This is a genomic window from Lentzea sp. NPDC054927 (assembly GCF_053610285.1).
In genome coordinates this window covers 47,234-65,237 of record NZ_JBSGXZ010000001.1, presented here as the reverse complement: position 1 = coordinate 65,237, position 18,004 = coordinate 47,234, and the positions used below count along the sequence as shown (strand labels likewise).

Below are 18,004 nucleotides of genomic sequence, written 5' to 3'. Positions count from 1 at the left end.
GCGACACCGCCAGCGCACTCGCGAACTACTACGGCACCTCGACCACCGGCCACGGCCGCTACTCCGCAACGTTCGGCACGAACACGGCAGCCTCCACGACCGTGCTGACGCACCCGGACTGGCTGGACCTCGACTGCCCGCTGTTCCCCAAGCACGACAAGCTCAAGCTCGCCGGCGTAACCCCGGCGGACAACATCACGATGGACGAGGCGAGCGCAGACCGCGCCGCGCAACGGCTGGCCGAAACGCTGGCCCTGGGACACCGCATGGTGAACATGCCGCTGTTCCGGCTGCTCGACGTGAACATGCGGAAGCACCAGCTCGCGGGCACCGTGGGCGTGACGGACTTCGTGGGGTACGTGGTGACGATGGACCTGCTCGAAGGCGAGCTGGTCGACGCACTCACCACCGACAAGCCGACGAGCCCCGGCGCACTCCCCCTCCGCGACACCTACATGCCGAACCTGACGGCCGCGCTCAACATCGGCGACCGAATGTGCGCAGGCGGAGCCCTCGCGCTCACGGCCATCGCCCGCCCCGCGGACGCGTTCCGCAGCGAGCCGGACTACCTCCTGCTCGTCCAGGAACGGTCGGGCCATGTGATCAACGCAGCCCGCCGCTTGGCCGTGATCCCCAAGGGCTTCCACCAGCCGCTAACGGACTTCCGCGCCGACACACAGGTTGGTGCGACCCTCCGCCGCGAGATGGAAGAGGAACTGTTCGGCCGCGACGACGTGGACAACACCGTCGGCGAGCAGCGCCACGCAGACCCCATGCACCCAAGCCGACTCTCCGAGCCGATGCGCTGGCTACTGGCCGAACCCGGCCGCCTTCGCATGGAGTGCACAGGCTTCGGCCTGAACCTCGTGAGCGGCAACTTCGAGTTCGCCAGCCTCATCGTCATCCAGGACGAGGAGTTCTGGACGCGCTACGGCGGAGACGTCCAAGCCAACTGGGAAGCGACCCGTCTGCACCAGTACTCCAGCCGCGACGCGGAGCTCCTGGAAGAACTCGTCAACGATGTAGCTTGGAGCAACGAAGGGCTCTTCGCCCTTCTGCAGGGCCTACGCCGCCTCCGTGAAATCGGCGGCACCCGCGTAGACCTGCCAGAGATCGAATGGGAGATCAGGTGACCGCCAACTGGCAAGCCGGCAACGCCGCGGACGACAGCACGGAAACCCGCGGCTGGCTGGTCGGACACTTCATCGACCCGTCGATCGGCGTCCGCTCCCAAAAGGACGTCGAAGTGAAGTGGGGCACGCACCCCGCTGGTGACAAGCGTCCGGATTGGACTGCCGACGACCAGCGCACGACGCTGGTTCTGTTGATAGAAGGCAACTTCCGCGTGGACACCACCGACGGAAGCAAGACCATGAGTCGTCAGGGCGACTACATCATGTGGGGTCCAGGCGTCGACCACTCGTGGGAAGCCCTCGCGGACTCCATCGTCATGACCGTCCGCTGGCCGTCACAGACCTGACAGCTCGAAGTTCGGCAGCTTCACCCGCGAGCCACCGACCTCACGCAGCCGCCGGAGCCCTTGGAGCAACGCGAACAACCCCTCGTTGCTCCAAGCCTCCTGCTGCACCAGATCCGTGATGAGTTCGCCGTCCAAGCTGGAGTACAACGTCAGCCCAGACGCCTCCCAGTTCGCCTCAAGCTGCCCACCGAACCGCGGCCAGAACTCCTCGTCCTCAATCAACACGAGCGTCGCGAACTCGTAGTTGCCGCTCACGAGGTTCAGCCCAAACCCGGTGCACTCCATCCTCATCCGACCGACCTCGTCCTCCAGCCACCGCATCGGCGCAGACCAGCGCCCAGGATGCATCGGCGATGCCGCCCGCGCACCACCAGCAGTCGCGTCCACATCGCCGCGGCCGAACAACTCCTCCTCCAGCTCTCGCCGAAGCGTGGCACCGATCCGGACATCAGCCCGAGGATCGGTGAGCGGCTGATGAAAGCCCTTCGGGATGACCGCTAGCTTCCCAGCGGCGTTCACCACCTGGTCCGACCGCATCTGCACGATCAACGCATAATCCGCAGCACCACGGAACGGGTCCGCCGGCCGCGCAATCGCCACAAGCGACAGAACCCCACCCGCGCAGACGCGCCCAGCGACATCGAGCACAGCACACATGTCCGGCAAGTACTTGTCCCGCAACGGGTGCAGCGCGCCGGAACCGCTCGCCACCGCATCCGCCAGATCCGCTTCGAGCAGGTCCATCGTCAGCGCGTACTCGACGAAGCTCCCCACGTCGACGGCTCCGCCGATGCCCCGTGAGCCGACGTTGATCTCCGCCAACCGGTACAGCGGCAGGTTCGCGAACCGCACACCGAAAGCAGCAGTCACCACGAGCCGTTGGACAGCCGCCTCCGCGCAGCCTGTGTCCAAAGCAGGCACCGCCCCAGCTCGCTGCACGAGAGCCAGTCGCTCGTGGCCAGCGTCGAGCGACAGCCCGAGGTCATTCCATTCGGCCCGCGTGAACACGCTGGTCCGAACATCCAAGTCCAGGCCACGGACCCCGAACGTGGCGTCGGTTCGGTAGTACCGCCTCACAACGTCCGCGATCTGACTCCGGCCGATCCCACCCCGCCGTGCCCGCTGTCCCTGGAGTACCCCGACGTCAGCGACCTTCAACCCGGCACTCAGCTTCGCCGCGGCCGAACCTGACGGCCAGCCAGCCGCACCGTCAAGCCACTCGAACGCACCCGCCAAGCCCGGATGAGCCGCCGCGCCAACCGCGCTTTCCGCAGGACCGTGCTCCGCCGACGGAGACAGCAACACTTCGACCGTCGCACCGAACATGCTCTCCAGCAGTCGGGCGGTACTCGCCTTCACCTGGCCAAGAGGCTCACCACCAGACCGACGCCCGGAAACAAGCCTCTGAAGGTGCCGAAGCCCGAGCGACCCCGGCTCCCGATGCTCTCGCGCGTACAACTCGGCTTCCTCGACGAACTCCTCCAGCGTCTGCCGGCGTTCCCAAATCCGCTGCTCAAGCACAGTGCGAAACGTCCGCATCGCCCCTCCTATCCCCCAGGTCGAATCAGGACGTCCCAGGTCGCCCGCAGGCCGTACCGCTGACCGAGCGCTGATGAAATCTTGATTTCAGTCTGACACGCCCACTCAACACCCGTCAGACCGTCCGGTGACGTGAGGACTCCGCGTCCGCCTCAGACACGTCACCGGACACCCCAAAACGCACGCCTGCGGGAAGGGAGTCGCCATGACCGCGATCACGGTCGTCTTCGGCCTTATAGCAGCGGCGACATGGTCATGGGTCATCGGCGACCACTTCGACTGGTGGCAACGAACAGCCGCACGCCGACGTCACCAGAGCCCCAGCCATTAGGCGGGGCGCTCGGATGGACGGCCTCACCGCCGCGGCGTTCGGCGAGAAGTGGTTGTCGCTCACCAACGAGCAGCGCTCCGAGTTGCTATCACAGCGACGCGAGAACCAGCTCAACGAGAAGGCGCTCGACGAGGCGCCCAACAACCACGGCGAGAACGGCCAGCCCTCCAGGTCCGCGAGCACACCGATGCCGAGCTTCTCATCAAGTTCTTCGCACCAGAGCAAGGAATCGGGACATGCCCAAGAGGTACTCCACCGCACGCGGCCGTGAGTTCGGCGAGAGGCTGCGAGCAGCCATCACGCAGGCGGGCATGACCTCTCGACAGCTCGCCGACCTGCTGGGCTGGCAGGAGGCCAAGGTCTCGGACATGGTGAACGGCAAGGGCGGGGTCACCACCTTGGAACTCGCGTTGGTACTCGGCATCTGCCGAGTACCTGAGCCCGAGCGCGAGTACCTGCTCAGCCTCTTCCCCGCTACCGAGCTGAACGGCTGGTGGCAGCCACACGGCAAGCGCGCACCAGTCCGATCGCACACAGCCCGCAGCAACCTTGCCGCGGCTAAGACCCTCGTCAGCTGGCAACCTCATGCAATCCCGGACCTCCTCCGGACAACTGATTACGCGCGTGGAGTGCTGGCCGCTTCAGCCACCATGCCGGCGACCGAACTGGACGAGCGGCTGCGTGCGTTGCACGAGATGCAGGAGCTGCTCCGCAACGGCCTCGACTGCACGTTCTACATCCACGAGTTCGCGCTTGAACTCCAGGTCGGTGGGCGCGAAGGGCACATCGCCCAGCTGCAACACCTCATGCGCATGGCGGCCTGGAGGAAGATCCGGATCTTGATCGTGCCCGCGGCAGCTGGCGCGCATGCCGGCATGGCTGGACCGTTCACGCAGCTCACGTTCCCGAAGTACCAGCCGCTGAACTGGACCATGACAGAGAACTCCAGCCTCTTCGTCGAAGAGGAACACGCGGTCGAAGGCTACGAAGCAGTCGTCCAGGCACTCGACGCGATCAGCCTCGACGAGGACCAGTCGCTGAAGTGGATCTCCCGCCGATGCGTGCGCCTCCAGGAGTCCGACGGAGCCGAGGACGTGATCCGCGAAGACGAGGACGAGCCCTTTCCGCCGCTGTAGGCGACAAGCGCTTCGCCACCGAGATGAGAGCGAGCAGACTGATCGTGAGGCGTCGATCTCCTCATGCCTAAGGACTTCCGAGCCACTGCGCTCGAACGCGCTGTCGGCCGAAAGCTGGTCAAGTGGCGAGACGAACGCGACCTCAGTCTCGTCGAAGCAGGCAGTCGCGTCGGTTTCAGCAGCGCCAAGCTGTCAATGATGGAGAACTCGATACAGCCCTCCGCGGCCATCGACGTCATGGCGCTGGGCTATGTCTATAAGGTGCCCACACCTGAGTGGCAGTTCGTGATGTCGCAGGCTCAGCACGCCGCGGATCTGAGAGCGCTCCGGCAGCCCCAAGCGGCCATCTTCGATCCGGCTGAGGACTTTCCTCTCCTGATTGCTGATGCAACACGGATGCGGACGTTCGCCACCGACACAGTGCCGACCATCTTCCAGCTCGCCGACTACACCACAGCAACGACGCAGTGGGACGACCCGGCCATAGCTGCGCAGCTCAGGCGCGTCAGGGAGACATGGGCGACCCGATCAAGCGGTGACGATTCCCTAGCGGTGGAGGCAGTGTTCCCGGAAGCAGTGCTGCGACAGGTAGTGGGCGGCAGGCGCGTGCTGAAAGCCCAACTGCTTCACCTCATGGAGGTGAGCGAGCTGCCAGACGTGAGCCTTCAGGTGGTGCCGTACGCGGCTGGGGCCTACCCCAGGACGAGCTGCCCCTTCACATGGATGAGCTTTCCGCACCGACAGCACAACGACGTGGTGTACACGGAGACGTTCTTGTGCTCCGAGTACGTCGAAACCCACGCTCGAATCGAGCAGGTAGCGGAACGATTCTCGGTGCTACGGACGTTGGCTCTCGACGAAGGCGACTCGTTGGAACTCATCGCCGAGACCGCCGCAGACATCTAGTCACACCCCGTTCAAGATTGCCCGCGTTCCCTTGCAGGAGTTGTGCTTCGAAGCCCTATCCGGCCGCCCTTTGCTTGACCCGTTGCCACCACCCACGAGGTGATGATCCCAACCCGCCAACCCCAAGTCTGCTCTGACCAGTTTGCCGACCCGAATCTGCTCAATACCTCACGCTGATCATTCTTGCTAAGCGCACCGACAGATGCCGCATCAATGAGAGCGGCAACATTCTGCTTCGATAGACACAGAACCGCAATATCGCGATCAGTGATCTCCGCACCGTTCGCCACGAGTGCCCGCCCTTGCGCTGTGAGGCGCACGACGTCACCGTCGTCCTCTACAAGGTTTAGGGCTCGCGCATCCCTTACAACTGCAGCCACATATTTCGACCCGAAATGCGATCGCACCTCCGAGCGCTTCGTTGTGCCGTTCCGCAAAAATTCGACAAGCCCCCTAACCCTCGGTGGCCTTGTTGATGGAACAAAAGTTCCAGGAGTAAAGTTACCAAGGTTGAACTCACGCCGCAGCAGCATCTCGTCCGACGCGGACTCACGCTGTCTAATAAGGTCGCCTTCAACGTCAATAATCCCGGCATAACGGAGCCAGTTCACTAGAATGCTAGAGTATTGCGCCCACGTAGTGCTGTTCACTCTAATGTGAGGAAGCTCTCGCTGCAATAGTGTAGTAACAGCACCGAGATCTACCTTTTCCTCGCTCGCAACGAGATCCAGGACACGCGAAACCAGCGCATTGGCACGGAGTGCCTTTCGCAGGAAATCTCCGATCTGCTCTGAATCAATCGCAGCTGTAGCCTCCGCCGAAAGCGCTACCCTGCCAGGCTGTGGATCAATAAAACCCAACAGCCGAAGCTCCCGCAGTTTGTTGTACACAGCAGTCGGGTTGCCTCCGATACGTTTAGCAAAAGTGGCCGCATCGAGAGGACCTTCATCGGAAATAGTTGTCAACAGCCCAAGTGCCGCGCCAGGGGTAACTCTGAACACATAGCGGGCCTGGAAAGGTATCCGGTTGGTCAGTAGGTAAGATTTGAAGACGTCGTTATAGGTGTCGTAAACGTCTCCCGCAAGTCGCAGCAGTTTCCGACCAAGGAAATCGTTTAGCTTGTCGGTCAACCGCTGAAAGCTGACCTCCCCCTCCAGACGCCTGCTGAGTTCAGCCGCAGTATTTGGCAGGTTCGCGGCAAAGACTCTAAGCAGAGCCTTGTCTGCCTCGTCCAGCCCTGCAAGATCCTCGTCAAAAAGATCCTCGGCGCGCAAGCCTCCCCGCGCCAGCTGACCGACGTCTGTACCAGACTTAGCCATCCCAAGTATGTGTGCGCAGACTCGCTTTAGAAGCCACGGAAATCCGGCGGAGAAGGTGAGGATAGCCTCTGTCAATTGAGGTGACAATTTAGTCTCAAGCTCAGTTGAGAGCCGATTCAAAAGAGCCTTCTCCTCAACGACCGAAAAATCATCCAGCTCGATCGAGTAGCTAAGCTCGTTTAGGCGGGCAAGGTCAATGGCAGCACCCTCATCGTATGTGGCAGCCAGGTCGTTCTTACGCGCCATGATCCAGACGATTGGGAGCGTGCGCTCTGTAGTTTCCACTACCAGGTCAAGAACACCCTGGAACACACTCGGGCGGGAGAGCAGCGCCTCAAATTGGTCAATCTGGATCGTCGCAACCTCGTTGCGCTCCTTAATTAGAGAGCCCACTTCGCCGAGCTTTCCCGATATATCCTCTTGTCTACCTGGAGGATTAAGGACCGCCTCACAGGCATCGTTTAGGCTTTTCACCAGACTGGATACGACAAGTCTAAGATCCGAAGGCGTGAGCAGATTTCGTCCGTCAACCGTCACCGAAGCAATTGCCCCTTCGGAAGCTGCAACCTTCAGAAGGAGCGAACTCTTTCCAACGCCAGATCGACTCAAGACCTGGATCGTCCGAGCAGTGATGCCTTCCTCGCGGACCCTATTAAGGTAGCCGACTATCTCGTCAAGTGGATCGGTACGCCCAATGAAGCATTCCGGAGGGCTGGGAAACTTGTAGTCGAACCACCCAGCACCGGCAAGCACGCTTGGCAAGCTGGCGCGCTCAACCGTCTCGCCCGTCGACTCGCCCACTCGAAAGTAGGCAAGGTTTTGAAGGTCAGATACTTGAAGCCTCAACCGCGCGACATCTGACTCGCTCAGGTCGGTTCTCTCGCCGGCAGTGCTGTACGCGAGGAAGTTGGTAGGCGCTGAGGCCGCACTTGGCCCACAAGACGCAACAATGACATCGCCGTGCTCTCCAATGACATACCACGAGTCGAGCGGCTCTAGGCGAGTGTCTTGGTGCACCCTGGCGCGGATGGCGCTTTCAGATGCGCAAGCCCCGTTCTTGAAGAGAAAATCAATTATCTCTTGGCCAACCAACGTCCTAATTGTCATCTTGGTCGCCGTCAAGATTTCCGGGGTAAGCGACCGCAGATAATCAGCGCCATCTGGCGTGAACGGCGACGTCGAGATGAAGAGCCCATCTACCCCACCCCTAGTAACAGCGAGGGGAATCAGTTTTCCGACGAAAGCACTGACTTCCTTGCCGGAGATTGAGGACTCGTGAGCTTTCGCCTCACCATCTAGCTGACGCAGGGTCATCTTTGAGACCGCCTCGATGTCATATTCGAGGCTTGCCCGCTTCGCCCGCAACACAACCTGCTCGTACCCGCACAGATCGACAAGCCTCTCAGTGAAGCGCTCAAAAAGACGCCCTTTGCGATAAGCCGCCAGCTCGTCGTTATCCGAGTCAAAGAAGGCGATCTGCACGGCGACACAACCTCATTCCATAAGCTGCTTCTCCAGATCAAAGCATTCTTCACGCCAAGATGTAGCCCGTAACGCTCACCCCTTCCGTCGATCACGTTCGATCCATCACCCGATTGGCGGCTTGAGCCCATCGAATGGCGAATGTACCCGAACCTCCGTTCTCTACTTGGCTGGCTGTTATGCCTCCTACTTCGCCACCACACCGGTCCATCGTTACGACCGCGCGTGCCGAGCGCGCCGACAATCGGCCCGCTGGCACCGACTCCCGCGGAGCGACACCCCAGCGGCGCGTGTCGGCGGATCTCATGCTGGACGTACTTTGGTTGTGAACCTGCTGCTGGACCACCATGCGGCCGACAGTGGCAGGATGCCGTCCTGTCCCACGGCCCGTCAGCTTGAGGCGATCGACGCTCGTCGGCCGGCGCGGGCTGGGGCTGGCGCCGGATGTGACAGCTTCCGGCCGCCACACGGGACGATGAAGATCATCATGGCCACAGATCCGCCGATCTCAGATGCCCTGCTCAAGTCGAACTCGCAGAACAAGGCCCGTTGGCATGCTCATCAGACCTGCGATCCGTTGGCGCGGCGTTTTGACAACAGACTGGCTCACCGCGGCCAAGCGACCACAGTGGCCCCTAGCTGCTGGTGCATCCACTGCCCGGCACGCAAGATCATTCAGTCTCGGGGGGAAGTAGTCCCTAGATGGCAACAGATGCCGCCTGGTGGGTCATATTCCGATATGGAACGCGGCACGGAACTTGACACAGGGTCCGGCATAAGACTCGACGACCAAGCCATGGTCTCAAGGGCGTGCGTGTGGTTCATACGATCGTGGTGCAATAACACCGACGGCCTTCACGTTCACGAGATGTGGGCGTCTATCGCTCGCCCGTGACTCACGTAAAGAAGATGCATGGTGCGGTGTGTTGCTGCCGCTCACGACGAAGTGTCAGGTAGGCAAGAAGGTGCTCGGACGCACGCATGCGGAGTCTGCGTGTCAGAACATCGCCAGGGAATCTTATTCTGCGTAAGGCGTACCATCTCCATTAACCCTCCTAATTATTGCGGTAACGTCGACCTTATACCCCATACTCCCACCGGCCACACCGAGAGTGTTACCTCCACCCTTCCATACAACGCTCACCTGTCGACCACTCATCAAATCACCAATATTGATTGTAGCCACTAGGTTTGGATTCTGGACTGCCCCATCGGCGATACAGCTCCCGGTAGCGTAGCTACCTACAAGTAAAGAAGTCGAATACGACCAATTGATTGCCTTCAGGGTAGGATCGTACGCAAGCGTCGCGAGGTGTTGCTCGCCATTGTCGATTTCGTGGGGTGGATAAACCTCTCCGCAGCTTAGTGCGCCGCTATATGTACTCACGGTATGGACTTTCAAGAAAAGCCAGCACTCAGGCGATCGCAGCGGATGGCAGTCCATAGACGAAGTTGGGCCACGCCCGACCGAGCGGCTGACCTCGTCATGGTTGCCGGTTCCCTCAGAGTTTGCAAGTGTGGCACGGACCTCTTCGCGATACTCATCTATCACAAAAGACGGCATACTTGTCCAGTCGGTGAGCTCAAAGTCGAACGCGCCTGATCCCCATCGACTACGCTTCATAATATTGATCATGAAGTCAGCAGCACTCTGGTAAGGCGTACCCTTCACGGCAGTATTAAATGCATCCCAAAAGTCGTTAAACACGTTCGCGCGACGGAGCTGGATGTCGAGCATCATCCCATAGCTCTTCCTCACCGAAATCGGCGATGATAACGGCTTCTTCTGAGGCGTTCCCTGAACCCCGATTCGCACGGTGCCATCGCGGCCGGTTGGCGCGTGATAGGTCCCGCCGGGATGGTCCCAAAGCTCGACTAGCTTTTCACCGGAACCTCGCGAGAGGAAGGCAGGACCAAATCCATTAAGGCCAACAAACGTAACGTCGGCGTCGTATAGTGGCCCGTCAGATGGTACGCTAAACTTCATTCCCATGTTCGCGAAGACCAGTCTAAAACAATTTACAAAAGCCTTAGAGCCGAGGTTATAGGTAAGCTTCGCGGTCAGATGAGTCCGCTCACCTGCACTTCCAACTTCCTTCGTGCGTACCAATGGGCTCTTATCGGGAATGATTTCCACATCCAAAGAAAACAGCTGAACTAGGAGTTTCAGCAGGTCGAGAACAAGTTGCGCAACTCCAAGTTTCCCCAACAACGACTTGGTCCGATCACCAAGCTGTTCCAACACCTGCTGAAGGCCGGGCAGTTTAACTTTCCAGCCCAGCGCACCTTCAGGACCCCACGGCGCCGGAATTAGGTGTTGTCCACGAAACCCACGAGCTATTACCTCTTCCGCAATGCGAATAACGCCACTTTCCGTCGCGTTGAATTGACACGGCCTGGATTCTTCAATGTCGCCTTTGTCGGTGGCCGGACCATTCGATAGCGACCCTTGCGAGGTAATCTGGTGAGATGCCGAGAAAGTAAGGTCTGCCGCGCCCGCTCGTAGCACCAGCAAGGCCACATCTGAACTGACGAAGACCTGTGAGGGATCTAGGTCAGGGTCGCCGAACTGCCCCTTCCCGTGAACACGGGCGGCCGAACGCACAGCCGCTCCCAGCGCCCTCGTGCGCAGATCCGAGCTAGAGCCGGCCTCACTGAGATCATTGAGCATGGATTTTCGTATTCCCGAGCGCGCGAATTCAGGAACCGTCGAAGGATTAACCGCAGCATCGGCTAGCATGTCTGCAATGTCGGCCACACTAAGCCCACCCGCGTGCGGACTCGCTGCGTGATACCAGACTTCCCACCAATATGCAGCAAATCCTTCACCACTGTAACCAGCGGTGATAACACGGGTGCCATTATCATCAATTACCGGATAGCCCATCATCGGATACAACTGAAGCAAAGCATTGGATCGATCATCAACACTGCCGCCAAGCTGATTAATGTACCGCGCCGCTGCATGATCAACTTCTTTCACACTGTTTACGGTTTCAGTGTGCACAGTTGTCGACAAATTAGGAATCTGCGGCTGTTCCGGTTGATCTGTACTGCGAGTGCAACTTCCAGCAACTAGTGATGGCACGAGCAGGAAGGCGACCGCCAGTGTTGTCAGCCGTTGCCAGGTCAATACGGATGGACGCGAAGGAGATTTGACCATACACCAATGATGAAACCGGACCATGATTGTTTCTAGAGTCTAAAGCCACATCAGGCTAGATTTCTACGTGACCTAGAATCTGGCTGTGCACCACCCAGGAGCGACTCGGTTCATTCGGCACGCTGAACTCGGCGTCATCTTGACGTGAATCATGAGGCTAGCCGCCAGTTGGCAGTATCTGGTCCGTCGCTGCCTACGGCTCGCAGCCGTATCGCGTGGATCGCGTCGATGAAGATTACCGGATAAATCGGGTCTAGCGGCCGGTTCTGCCACTAAACCATGCCCTCGACGACCTCGTCGGTGATGGTGGAGATGGTCTACCTCGACACCCCGGCACCATAGACCTCCGTCAGGTGCGCGGAGATCCCCCGGTCGTGAGTCCCTTGGCAGCCAAGGAGATCACCATCTCGTCCAGATCACGCAAGCGACTCTGCCACTTGGCGACGATCTTCGGCTCCAAGCTCGCGTCGCGGTCACGCGGCACACCGATCTCGACCGGGCCGACATCGGTGAGCACAGTCTTGGCGCGAGTGCCGTTGCGCGAGTTACCGGTCCCGCAGCCGGCCGGGTCGCGCTTGTCATAGCCGAGATGATCGGTGATCTCACCCCCACCGCGACCTGCCCCTTGCTGTCAGCCCGTCCGGCCAGACCGGACACGGGGAAGTAGTGGTGTCGCTTCCGGCGTTGCCCAGTTCCCTCGACAATGTCGAGCTCGTCCACCTCAAGATGGTAGGCGATCCACGCCGACGCCTGGACCGGTCAACCGGGAGTTGTGGAGTCGCGCGTTCCGCCAGCCGAGCTGGCCTTGCGCGGACTTGTCTGCGTAAGGCCACGGAGCCGTCCCGGCGACACGACTCCCACCATCCCCTCAGACACGTCTTCCCGCGACGGGACACGTCTGGATCAGGCTGTCCCCTGTCCCTCTGCGGATACCTGCTGGTGCGCCCCTCAGACGCAATGCGCAAGCCCGTCCCGCCTGAACATCGCGGGACGGGCCTCATGCGCTGGACGGGCCACATGGAGCTACTCGGGGTCAGGAAGGGCTACGTGGGTGAATAGTGTGCGACTTCGTCCTCGGGCATCGAAAATACATAGGTGATCAGGACTTCGCTCGCCAATCCCGAAAGGCTCCCATAAAGGTATTGCCGTCAATAAGTATTGACTGCCTCCTCGCACATCTCGGCTACTCGCCCAGGATCTCGATCGAGGGTGAACGTGTCGATGAAGACGACCACAGCCTCGGCATGCTGAGCCTTGGCCACCGCAAGCATGTCAGCAAGGCGTGGCGCCAGGAGGGCGCGATCGGATGCTTCGAACGGGTGGCGGGCAATCACCACACATTCACCGACATAGGGATCGTTGTACAGGGCCGCTGCTGCCGGCGTGCCCTCGAGCATCGTTGCGCTGTACGCCTTCGCCCATCGTTCTAGCGCCTTGGACTCCTCGGCGACTCGAATGCGCAGACCTCGCCCCATGAGCACACCGAACAGGTCGGACGCCAGCCTCCAGTCGAGCAGTGCGTGGTAGGCCATGTTGCCGTAGTCGCGGAGACACCTGTAGCACGAAGAGTCACACTCCGTGGCGTGGGCAGCCTCAGACAGTTCTTCCATATAGACGTCGATGCGGCTCAGGAGATCGGGTAGCACCGCTTCGCTGCCAAGGTGACTGCTGAACCCGGCGCCGTTCTCCAGGGTGTCCGCGATGAACGCGAACGGGACTGGCGTGCCATTGATGTTCCCAGCGTAGATTCCGGCGTTCAGCTCCCGTGGCTCCACGTCTAGAAGGGCTGCCGCCGTGGTGCGCAGCAAGAACGCGAGGGAGTACCACGCTCCACGCCGTCCGTCGGCCAAGTCTCGCGCGCCTGAAGGCTGTCGTCTGCTGACCGACAGGTCAAGCCTAATCCCGTGGTCCGAAGTGGAACGCTGTGGCCCGAGGAACAGGAAGTCTGTTGGTTGCACTGCGCCGAGGGCGACGTGGAAAGGATCGCCACCAGCGGCGTTCGGGTGCAGCAGGCCCTTCTCGATCGCGTCGAGTGAGACGTACCCGCCCCAGTCGAACTTGTCGTCTGAGACAGCGCTAAAGGCGAACAGTTGACCGCTGTTGTCGTTGATCACGAATCGGCGGCCAGGTCCGGAGTAGACGACCGCGGCCTTCTGCTGAACCTGAGTGAGGGCAGCGAGGTTAGTGTGCGCGCGCGACGAGATGGACTTGGGCGACCATGAGAAGTTGCCGTCGAAGTCACGAGCCTTGCCCGCGCGGAATCCGAGCGGCTCCCTCAGCGGCATCGTGCTGTAGGTGCCGGGCGGTGCGCCGCATTGCGGGCAATCAGCCGCGTCCACCGGGTCGTCGGTGCTGGATGGCGCCTCCGTGAGGTAAGAACAGGAGCGGCAGACGCTGATCTGCCGCTGCGGTCCCAGTGGCTCGGCTTCCGGCTTCGGGGTGGGGCGTATGGGCTTGAATGCGGTTATGCCGACCACTGGATGGACTTCGCCGTCGCGAACGACTTCGCTCAGGGGCGCGAACTGCCCCACAGCCATGGCCAGGTCACGGTCGATCACGCCAGGCGGTGGCCATGGGTACGCCTTCTTCGGGCGTTGCAAATGCAGGTAGCGGACGCTGGACGGGAATCCGAACATCGGCAGCACTCCGTGGCCGGCGAGCCGCTGGCTCAGTTCATGATGCCCAGCTGGCGCGTCCACAGCCTCATCGATGACCGATACAAGGCGCTCACTACACGCACGTGCTACATCTGCAGAGCTGCCGGCGAACGGAGTGTGTCCTGCCAGCGCTGCTGCCGCACGCTCCACAACCTCGATGTTGTTGCGTAGCCAGTTGTCCAGCTCAACACGCAGTCTGGGCCAATCGGACACCAGCCCGAACTGGCCGTGGACATTCGCCGTGAAGTCCAGCGCCTCACCGTTTCCGATGATGTCAGCAGAGATGTCCGCCATGGCAAGACGCAGCACCTCACTGCGCAGTGACCGGGTGTAGATCTCGTTCCGGTCCAGCGTCAGGTACGGCTTGGGCGTCGGCTCGTTCGTGATCGCTTCCGGGCGGTCGAAGTAGTACTCGTCATGACTGCGGCCACGACACACGGTCAGTGCGACGGCTACCGGTGTGTCCCGGCGTCCAGCGCGTCCGACACGTTGCTGGTAGTTGAACCTCGTCGGGGGCATGTTGCCTAGCACCACCGCCGACAACGCGCCGATATCAACACCTGCCTCCATCGTGGTGGTGACCGAGAGAAGGTCAACCGCATCGGGCAGCTCGTACTCGTCCCGTTCGAGAAAGACCCCTTGGAATCGTGACTGCCGCGACTGTGCGTCGATGCGATCGGTCTGCCCCGTGAGCTCAGCGCAGTTGAGCCTAAAGCACCCGTCCCCGCTGATGGCCTTCCACGCGTAGTAGTCGTCCTCGGTCTGCAACACGGAAGGTTCTGTCGGCAAAGGGGCATGACATTTCGTGCATCTGCCGCACCCGACGTTGAGATGTTGCCGCTGGCAAGAGGTGCACGTCCAAGCTTGTCCAGTTGCTGCTCGCAGCGTCACCTTGCGGGGATCGATGACGTAGTCGCGCACTGCATCGCCCCACCTGGCGATGACCATGTCGCGCATGTCGTCCATAGCTGGACCGCCGCGGTGTTCGATCTCTTTCCACAGGTCACGCAGCCTGGTGGTGGGTTCGGGCCTTCCGTCGCGTAACCCGTTGAAGCGCCGCTGGTCAGCCAGGACTCGCAACGCAGCTCTGGTGTACGCAGTTGGCGTGTCTGGAGACGAGTCTGCAGGCTCCTGGTCGTCGTCGACGGACAACCATCCCAGTCCAAGCGACTCGAAGTCCCTGCCGCTTCCCGAGAACAGACCGTTGAGCATCTCTGTCAGCAAGGAATCCTGAATCGAGGACAGCAGGGCGTCTTGCTCAGAACTCAGGTTTCCTCGAGGCCTCGGCGGCTTCGATTCCCAGTCGTACAAACTGGTCCACCGCACTAAGGTGGCGCCCCACCCCCGTTTTTGCAAGCTGGCTTGGGGACCACCGGGGTTGATTCCCATCGACAACAGGTCACCGGCTAGGGCGCCGGACAACTCCGCGAGCGTGAGCGGCCGTGCCATCTGCGCGGCGAGTGATCGTTCCTGCTCCGGAGTGGTGCCTGGTGCCCCCTCCCAGACATCACGCAGGGCGTTGAAGGCAGCGTTGTCGCGTTCACGCAAGCGGCGCAACGCCAGGAACGAGGCTTCGGTGCGAACGCCGTTGACGACATGTTCGCGTGCCAAGGTCACATCGTCGGCGGAACTGGCGCCTTGTCGCAGCTGTGTGTAGAGGAGCAGCCGCAGCAGGTCCTGATAGTGGCGCAGTCCCAGGCCAGCTGAGAGCTTCGCGGCGTCCTGGCGGCTGTCGGTGAACACGATGACCTTGCGCTCGTCCTCAACGAGGTCAGTAGCCAATTCAGTCGTGAGCACCTGATTGATCTTTTCGAAACCGGTGCGCATCCCGCGGATGGGCGAGCGCTGCCGCCTCCGATCAGTCAATGGGAGCGGCCCGGGCCCGTACTTGATCTCCCAATCGTCTCCGCACGAGGGACAACGGGTGGGATACGGGCTGAGTACCTCCGGGTTGATCCGGACGCTGCCGGCCTTGTTCCGGCTGGCGGTGACGTGGAAACTCCAGCCGGTGAACCCATCCGGATCGTTGCGCAGTTCACCCTTGCGCGGGTCTAGGACACTGCGGCGGAACGCGTAGCTCACTGCGTTCTTGTCGGCGGTCCACTTGATGTCGTCGAGCTGGGTCAGTGTGGCGGCAGCACGAGGCCAATAGACCAGGTAGTTCGCAGCGGTGCGGTCGAGCTTGACCTGGTCTGGCAGTTTGGACAGCTCGGGGATGTCGGCCAAGAGCATGGTGTCCACGCTGGAGCGTTGTGTGGCTCCTGAGGGCGCAAACCCGCCTAGCAGTACGTCGCCGCAGTTCTGGCAGTACAACAACTCGAGCACTCTCGCACTGCAGCTGCAGCGAGAGACTGGTTCGGAGTAGAGCTTGCCCACAGTGCGATCTGGATAAGCACCTCCAGGTACGTCGGGGCAACGAGAGTCGGTGCATGCCCACATGCCAGGCACGTTGCGGAAGAACAGATGTGCTCGCAACCGCGGGTCGCCAGGCTCCGGGTTTCGTGCAAGTTCGTCGAGCATCCGCTCTAGAGCTGACTCGGCGATCTCCGGCTGGCCATCGGGAAACAGCCGCCTGGCCAGGGCCGCTGCGGGTTTGGCGACAGCAGTCGTACCGGTTTCGCCAGCAGGGTCATAGAACGCACGGCGCAGGGCATCGACAACGCCGAGCTCGCGTGCCAGCGGCGCGGCGTGGCCCGGCGCCGCGGCCGCGATCTTCACCGCGTCCGCCGGTGTCCCGCCCGCCCCATCGGCGGGCCTTACGGTGTCACCGGCAATGAATCGGAAGGTACTGGCATCCACGCCGAAGAACTCCTGCAGGTATCTCCTGTCGCGATGTGGATCCAACGATGCGCTCGCCGCCAGCACACGCAGCTGTCCGGGCCGCTGGTCTAGTCCCAGACGGCTCTTCAGCGTGCGGATCAAGTAGGCGACTTCAGTTCCAGCTGTACCGCGGTACATGTGAAGTTCGTCCACGATGAGCGTGAACCGGTTGTCCACGCTCTCGTCGAGCCACTTGCGCGTCGAGTCGAAGAAGTGCCCGTCACGCTCGCGCAACAGCATGACGTTGAGCATGGAGTAGTTGGTGATGAGGATGTCGGGCGGTGCTGCCGACATGTCCCACCGCGAACGCATTTCAGCGCCGTCGAGGCGCGGCACGAAGTACTGGACCTCCTCCCGCCCCAACTCGAGGGACTCCGCACGCGCTTGAGTACCACGTTTTTCGGTTTCGCGCAGGTAGGTACGCAGGTCCTTCACTGCGAGCGAGTTGGCCGGACTGCCGGTCACTGGCGTCGCGCCGGTGTAGCGGCCGAAGTAGAACCGGTGGCCGCGGCGGTTCGCGTCCAGCCACTGTCTCGCCATGTCGCTGTCGAGCGCTTTGCGCAACCTGGTGAGCTGGTCGTCCACCAACGCGTTCATCGGATAGAGGATCAGGCCGCGAACGGCTGCGGAGCGCCCGGTTTCGCCGCTGCGCTGCTCAGTGAACGGTGCAGTGTCCGACCGCCACCAAGGCTTCGTGGGTTCGGCCAGCCCGCCTTGCCACTGCTTGGACTCTTCCAAGAGCGTCGCCAGCAGGGGCAGGAGGAACGACTCCGTCTTGCCCGAGCCCGTGCCGGCGGTGATCACCATGTTCTGACCACGCGTCAGGCCTGCGATGAGGGCCTCTTCCTGATGCTGGTAGAGCGGGCGCCCCACTGGGATGAGGCCCGCGTTCGCGAAATCCGCGAGCTCGGGTGGCGCGCCAGCGGCTGCGGCGGATTCTGCGAGTGACCGCTGCGCGGTCACGTACTCCTGCCGTAGTTCAAGCAGAGGAAGGCGGTAGATGCCCCCATCGCGGTTCAGCAGGTCGCGTCGCTCCTTTTCCAGTCGGCGGTCAGCGAGCCCGAAGGGCGTGTCGTAGTACCTCAAGTACGCATCCCGCAGGCGCTGGAAGGTTGCCAGCGCGCCAAGGTGGCGCTGAGGTTCATCGTGCGGAGAGCTCACTCGCTGCTCG

The 18,004-nt window shown here is 61.5% G+C and carries 9 protein-coding genes and 1 pseudogene; 5 read left to right on the top strand and 5 right to left on the bottom strand.

The window, feature by feature from the left end; genetic code table 11:
* The first annotated feature begins 101 nt into the window (after positions 1 to 101).
* Positions 102 to 1,133 (top strand): transcriptional regulator, encoded by a 1,032-nt coding sequence (locus ACWGE0_RS00290; RefSeq protein ID WP_452258690.1) that lies wholly within the window; start codon positions 102 to 104, stop codon positions 1,131 to 1,133.
* Positions 1,130 to 1,480 (top strand): signal peptidase I, encoded by a 351-nt coding sequence (locus ACWGE0_RS00285; RefSeq protein ID WP_452258689.1) that lies wholly within the window; start codon positions 1,130 to 1,132, stop codon positions 1,478 to 1,480. The genes ACWGE0_RS00290 and ACWGE0_RS00285 overlap by 4 nt, the downstream gene beginning before the upstream one ends.
* On the opposite strand, the gene ACWGE0_RS00280 is transcribed toward ACWGE0_RS00285, so the two are convergent.
* Complete coding sequence (locus ACWGE0_RS00280) at positions 1,469 to 2,401, bottom strand: hypothetical protein (RefSeq protein WP_452258688.1); 933 nt, start codon at positions 2,399 to 2,401, stop codon at positions 1,469 to 1,471. The genes ACWGE0_RS00285 and ACWGE0_RS00280 overlap by 12 nt on opposite strands.
* Positions 2,402 to 3,363: 962 nt before the next feature.
* Between ACWGE0_RS00280 and ACWGE0_RS00275 the strand changes: the two genes are divergently transcribed.
* From ACWGE0_RS00275 to ACWGE0_RS00265, 3 genes are all read left to right on the top strand, one after another.
* Positions 3,364 to 3,621, top strand: coding sequence for a hypothetical protein (locus ACWGE0_RS00275; protein ID WP_452258687.1), 258 nt, complete (start codon positions 3,364 to 3,366; stop codon positions 3,619 to 3,621).
* Positions 3,587 to 4,486, top strand: a complete 900-nt coding sequence (locus ACWGE0_RS00270; protein WP_452258686.1) for a helix-turn-helix domain-containing protein — start codon at positions 3,587 to 3,589, stop codon at positions 4,484 to 4,486. The genes ACWGE0_RS00275 and ACWGE0_RS00270 overlap by 35 nt, the downstream gene beginning before the upstream one ends.
* Positions 4,487 to 4,549: 63 nt before the next feature.
* Positions 4,550 to 5,392 carry a DUF5753 domain-containing protein gene (locus ACWGE0_RS00265; protein ID WP_452258685.1) on the top strand — a complete coding sequence of 281 codons (843 nt, stop codon included), beginning with the start codon at positions 4,550 to 4,552 and terminating at the stop codon, positions 5,390 to 5,392.
* Positions 5,393 to 5,403: 11 nt separating this feature from the next.
* Here ACWGE0_RS00265 and ACWGE0_RS00260 read toward each other — a convergent pair whose 3' ends face one another.
* The 4 genes and pseudogenes from ACWGE0_RS00260 to ACWGE0_RS00245 all read right to left on the bottom strand — a co-directional run bounded on the left by ACWGE0_RS00260 (position 5,404) and on the right by ACWGE0_RS00245 (position 17,994).
* A complete protein-coding gene (locus tag ACWGE0_RS00260; protein WP_452258684.1) occupies positions 5,404 to 8,193 on the bottom strand; it encodes a hypothetical protein in 2,790 nt (929 codons plus the stop codon).
* 1,018 nt (positions 8,194 to 9,211) lie between these two features.
* Positions 9,212 to 11,356, bottom strand: a complete 2,145-nt coding sequence (locus tag ACWGE0_RS00255; RefSeq protein WP_452258683.1) for a hypothetical protein — start codon at positions 11,354 to 11,356, stop codon at positions 9,212 to 9,214.
* 275 nt (positions 11,357 to 11,631) lie between these two features.
* Positions 11,632 to 11,960 (bottom strand): annotated as a pseudogene (locus ACWGE0_RS00250) (transposase); the annotation flags it as partial.
* Positions 11,961 to 12,504: 544 nt separating this feature from the next.
* The gene (locus ACWGE0_RS00245; RefSeq protein WP_452258682.1) at positions 12,505 to 17,994 is read right to left on the bottom strand and encodes a DEAD/DEAH box helicase; all 5,490 of its coding nucleotides are present in this window, start codon (positions 17,992 to 17,994) and stop codon (positions 12,505 to 12,507) included.
* Between the last annotated feature and the right edge of the window lie 10 nt (positions 17,995 to 18,004).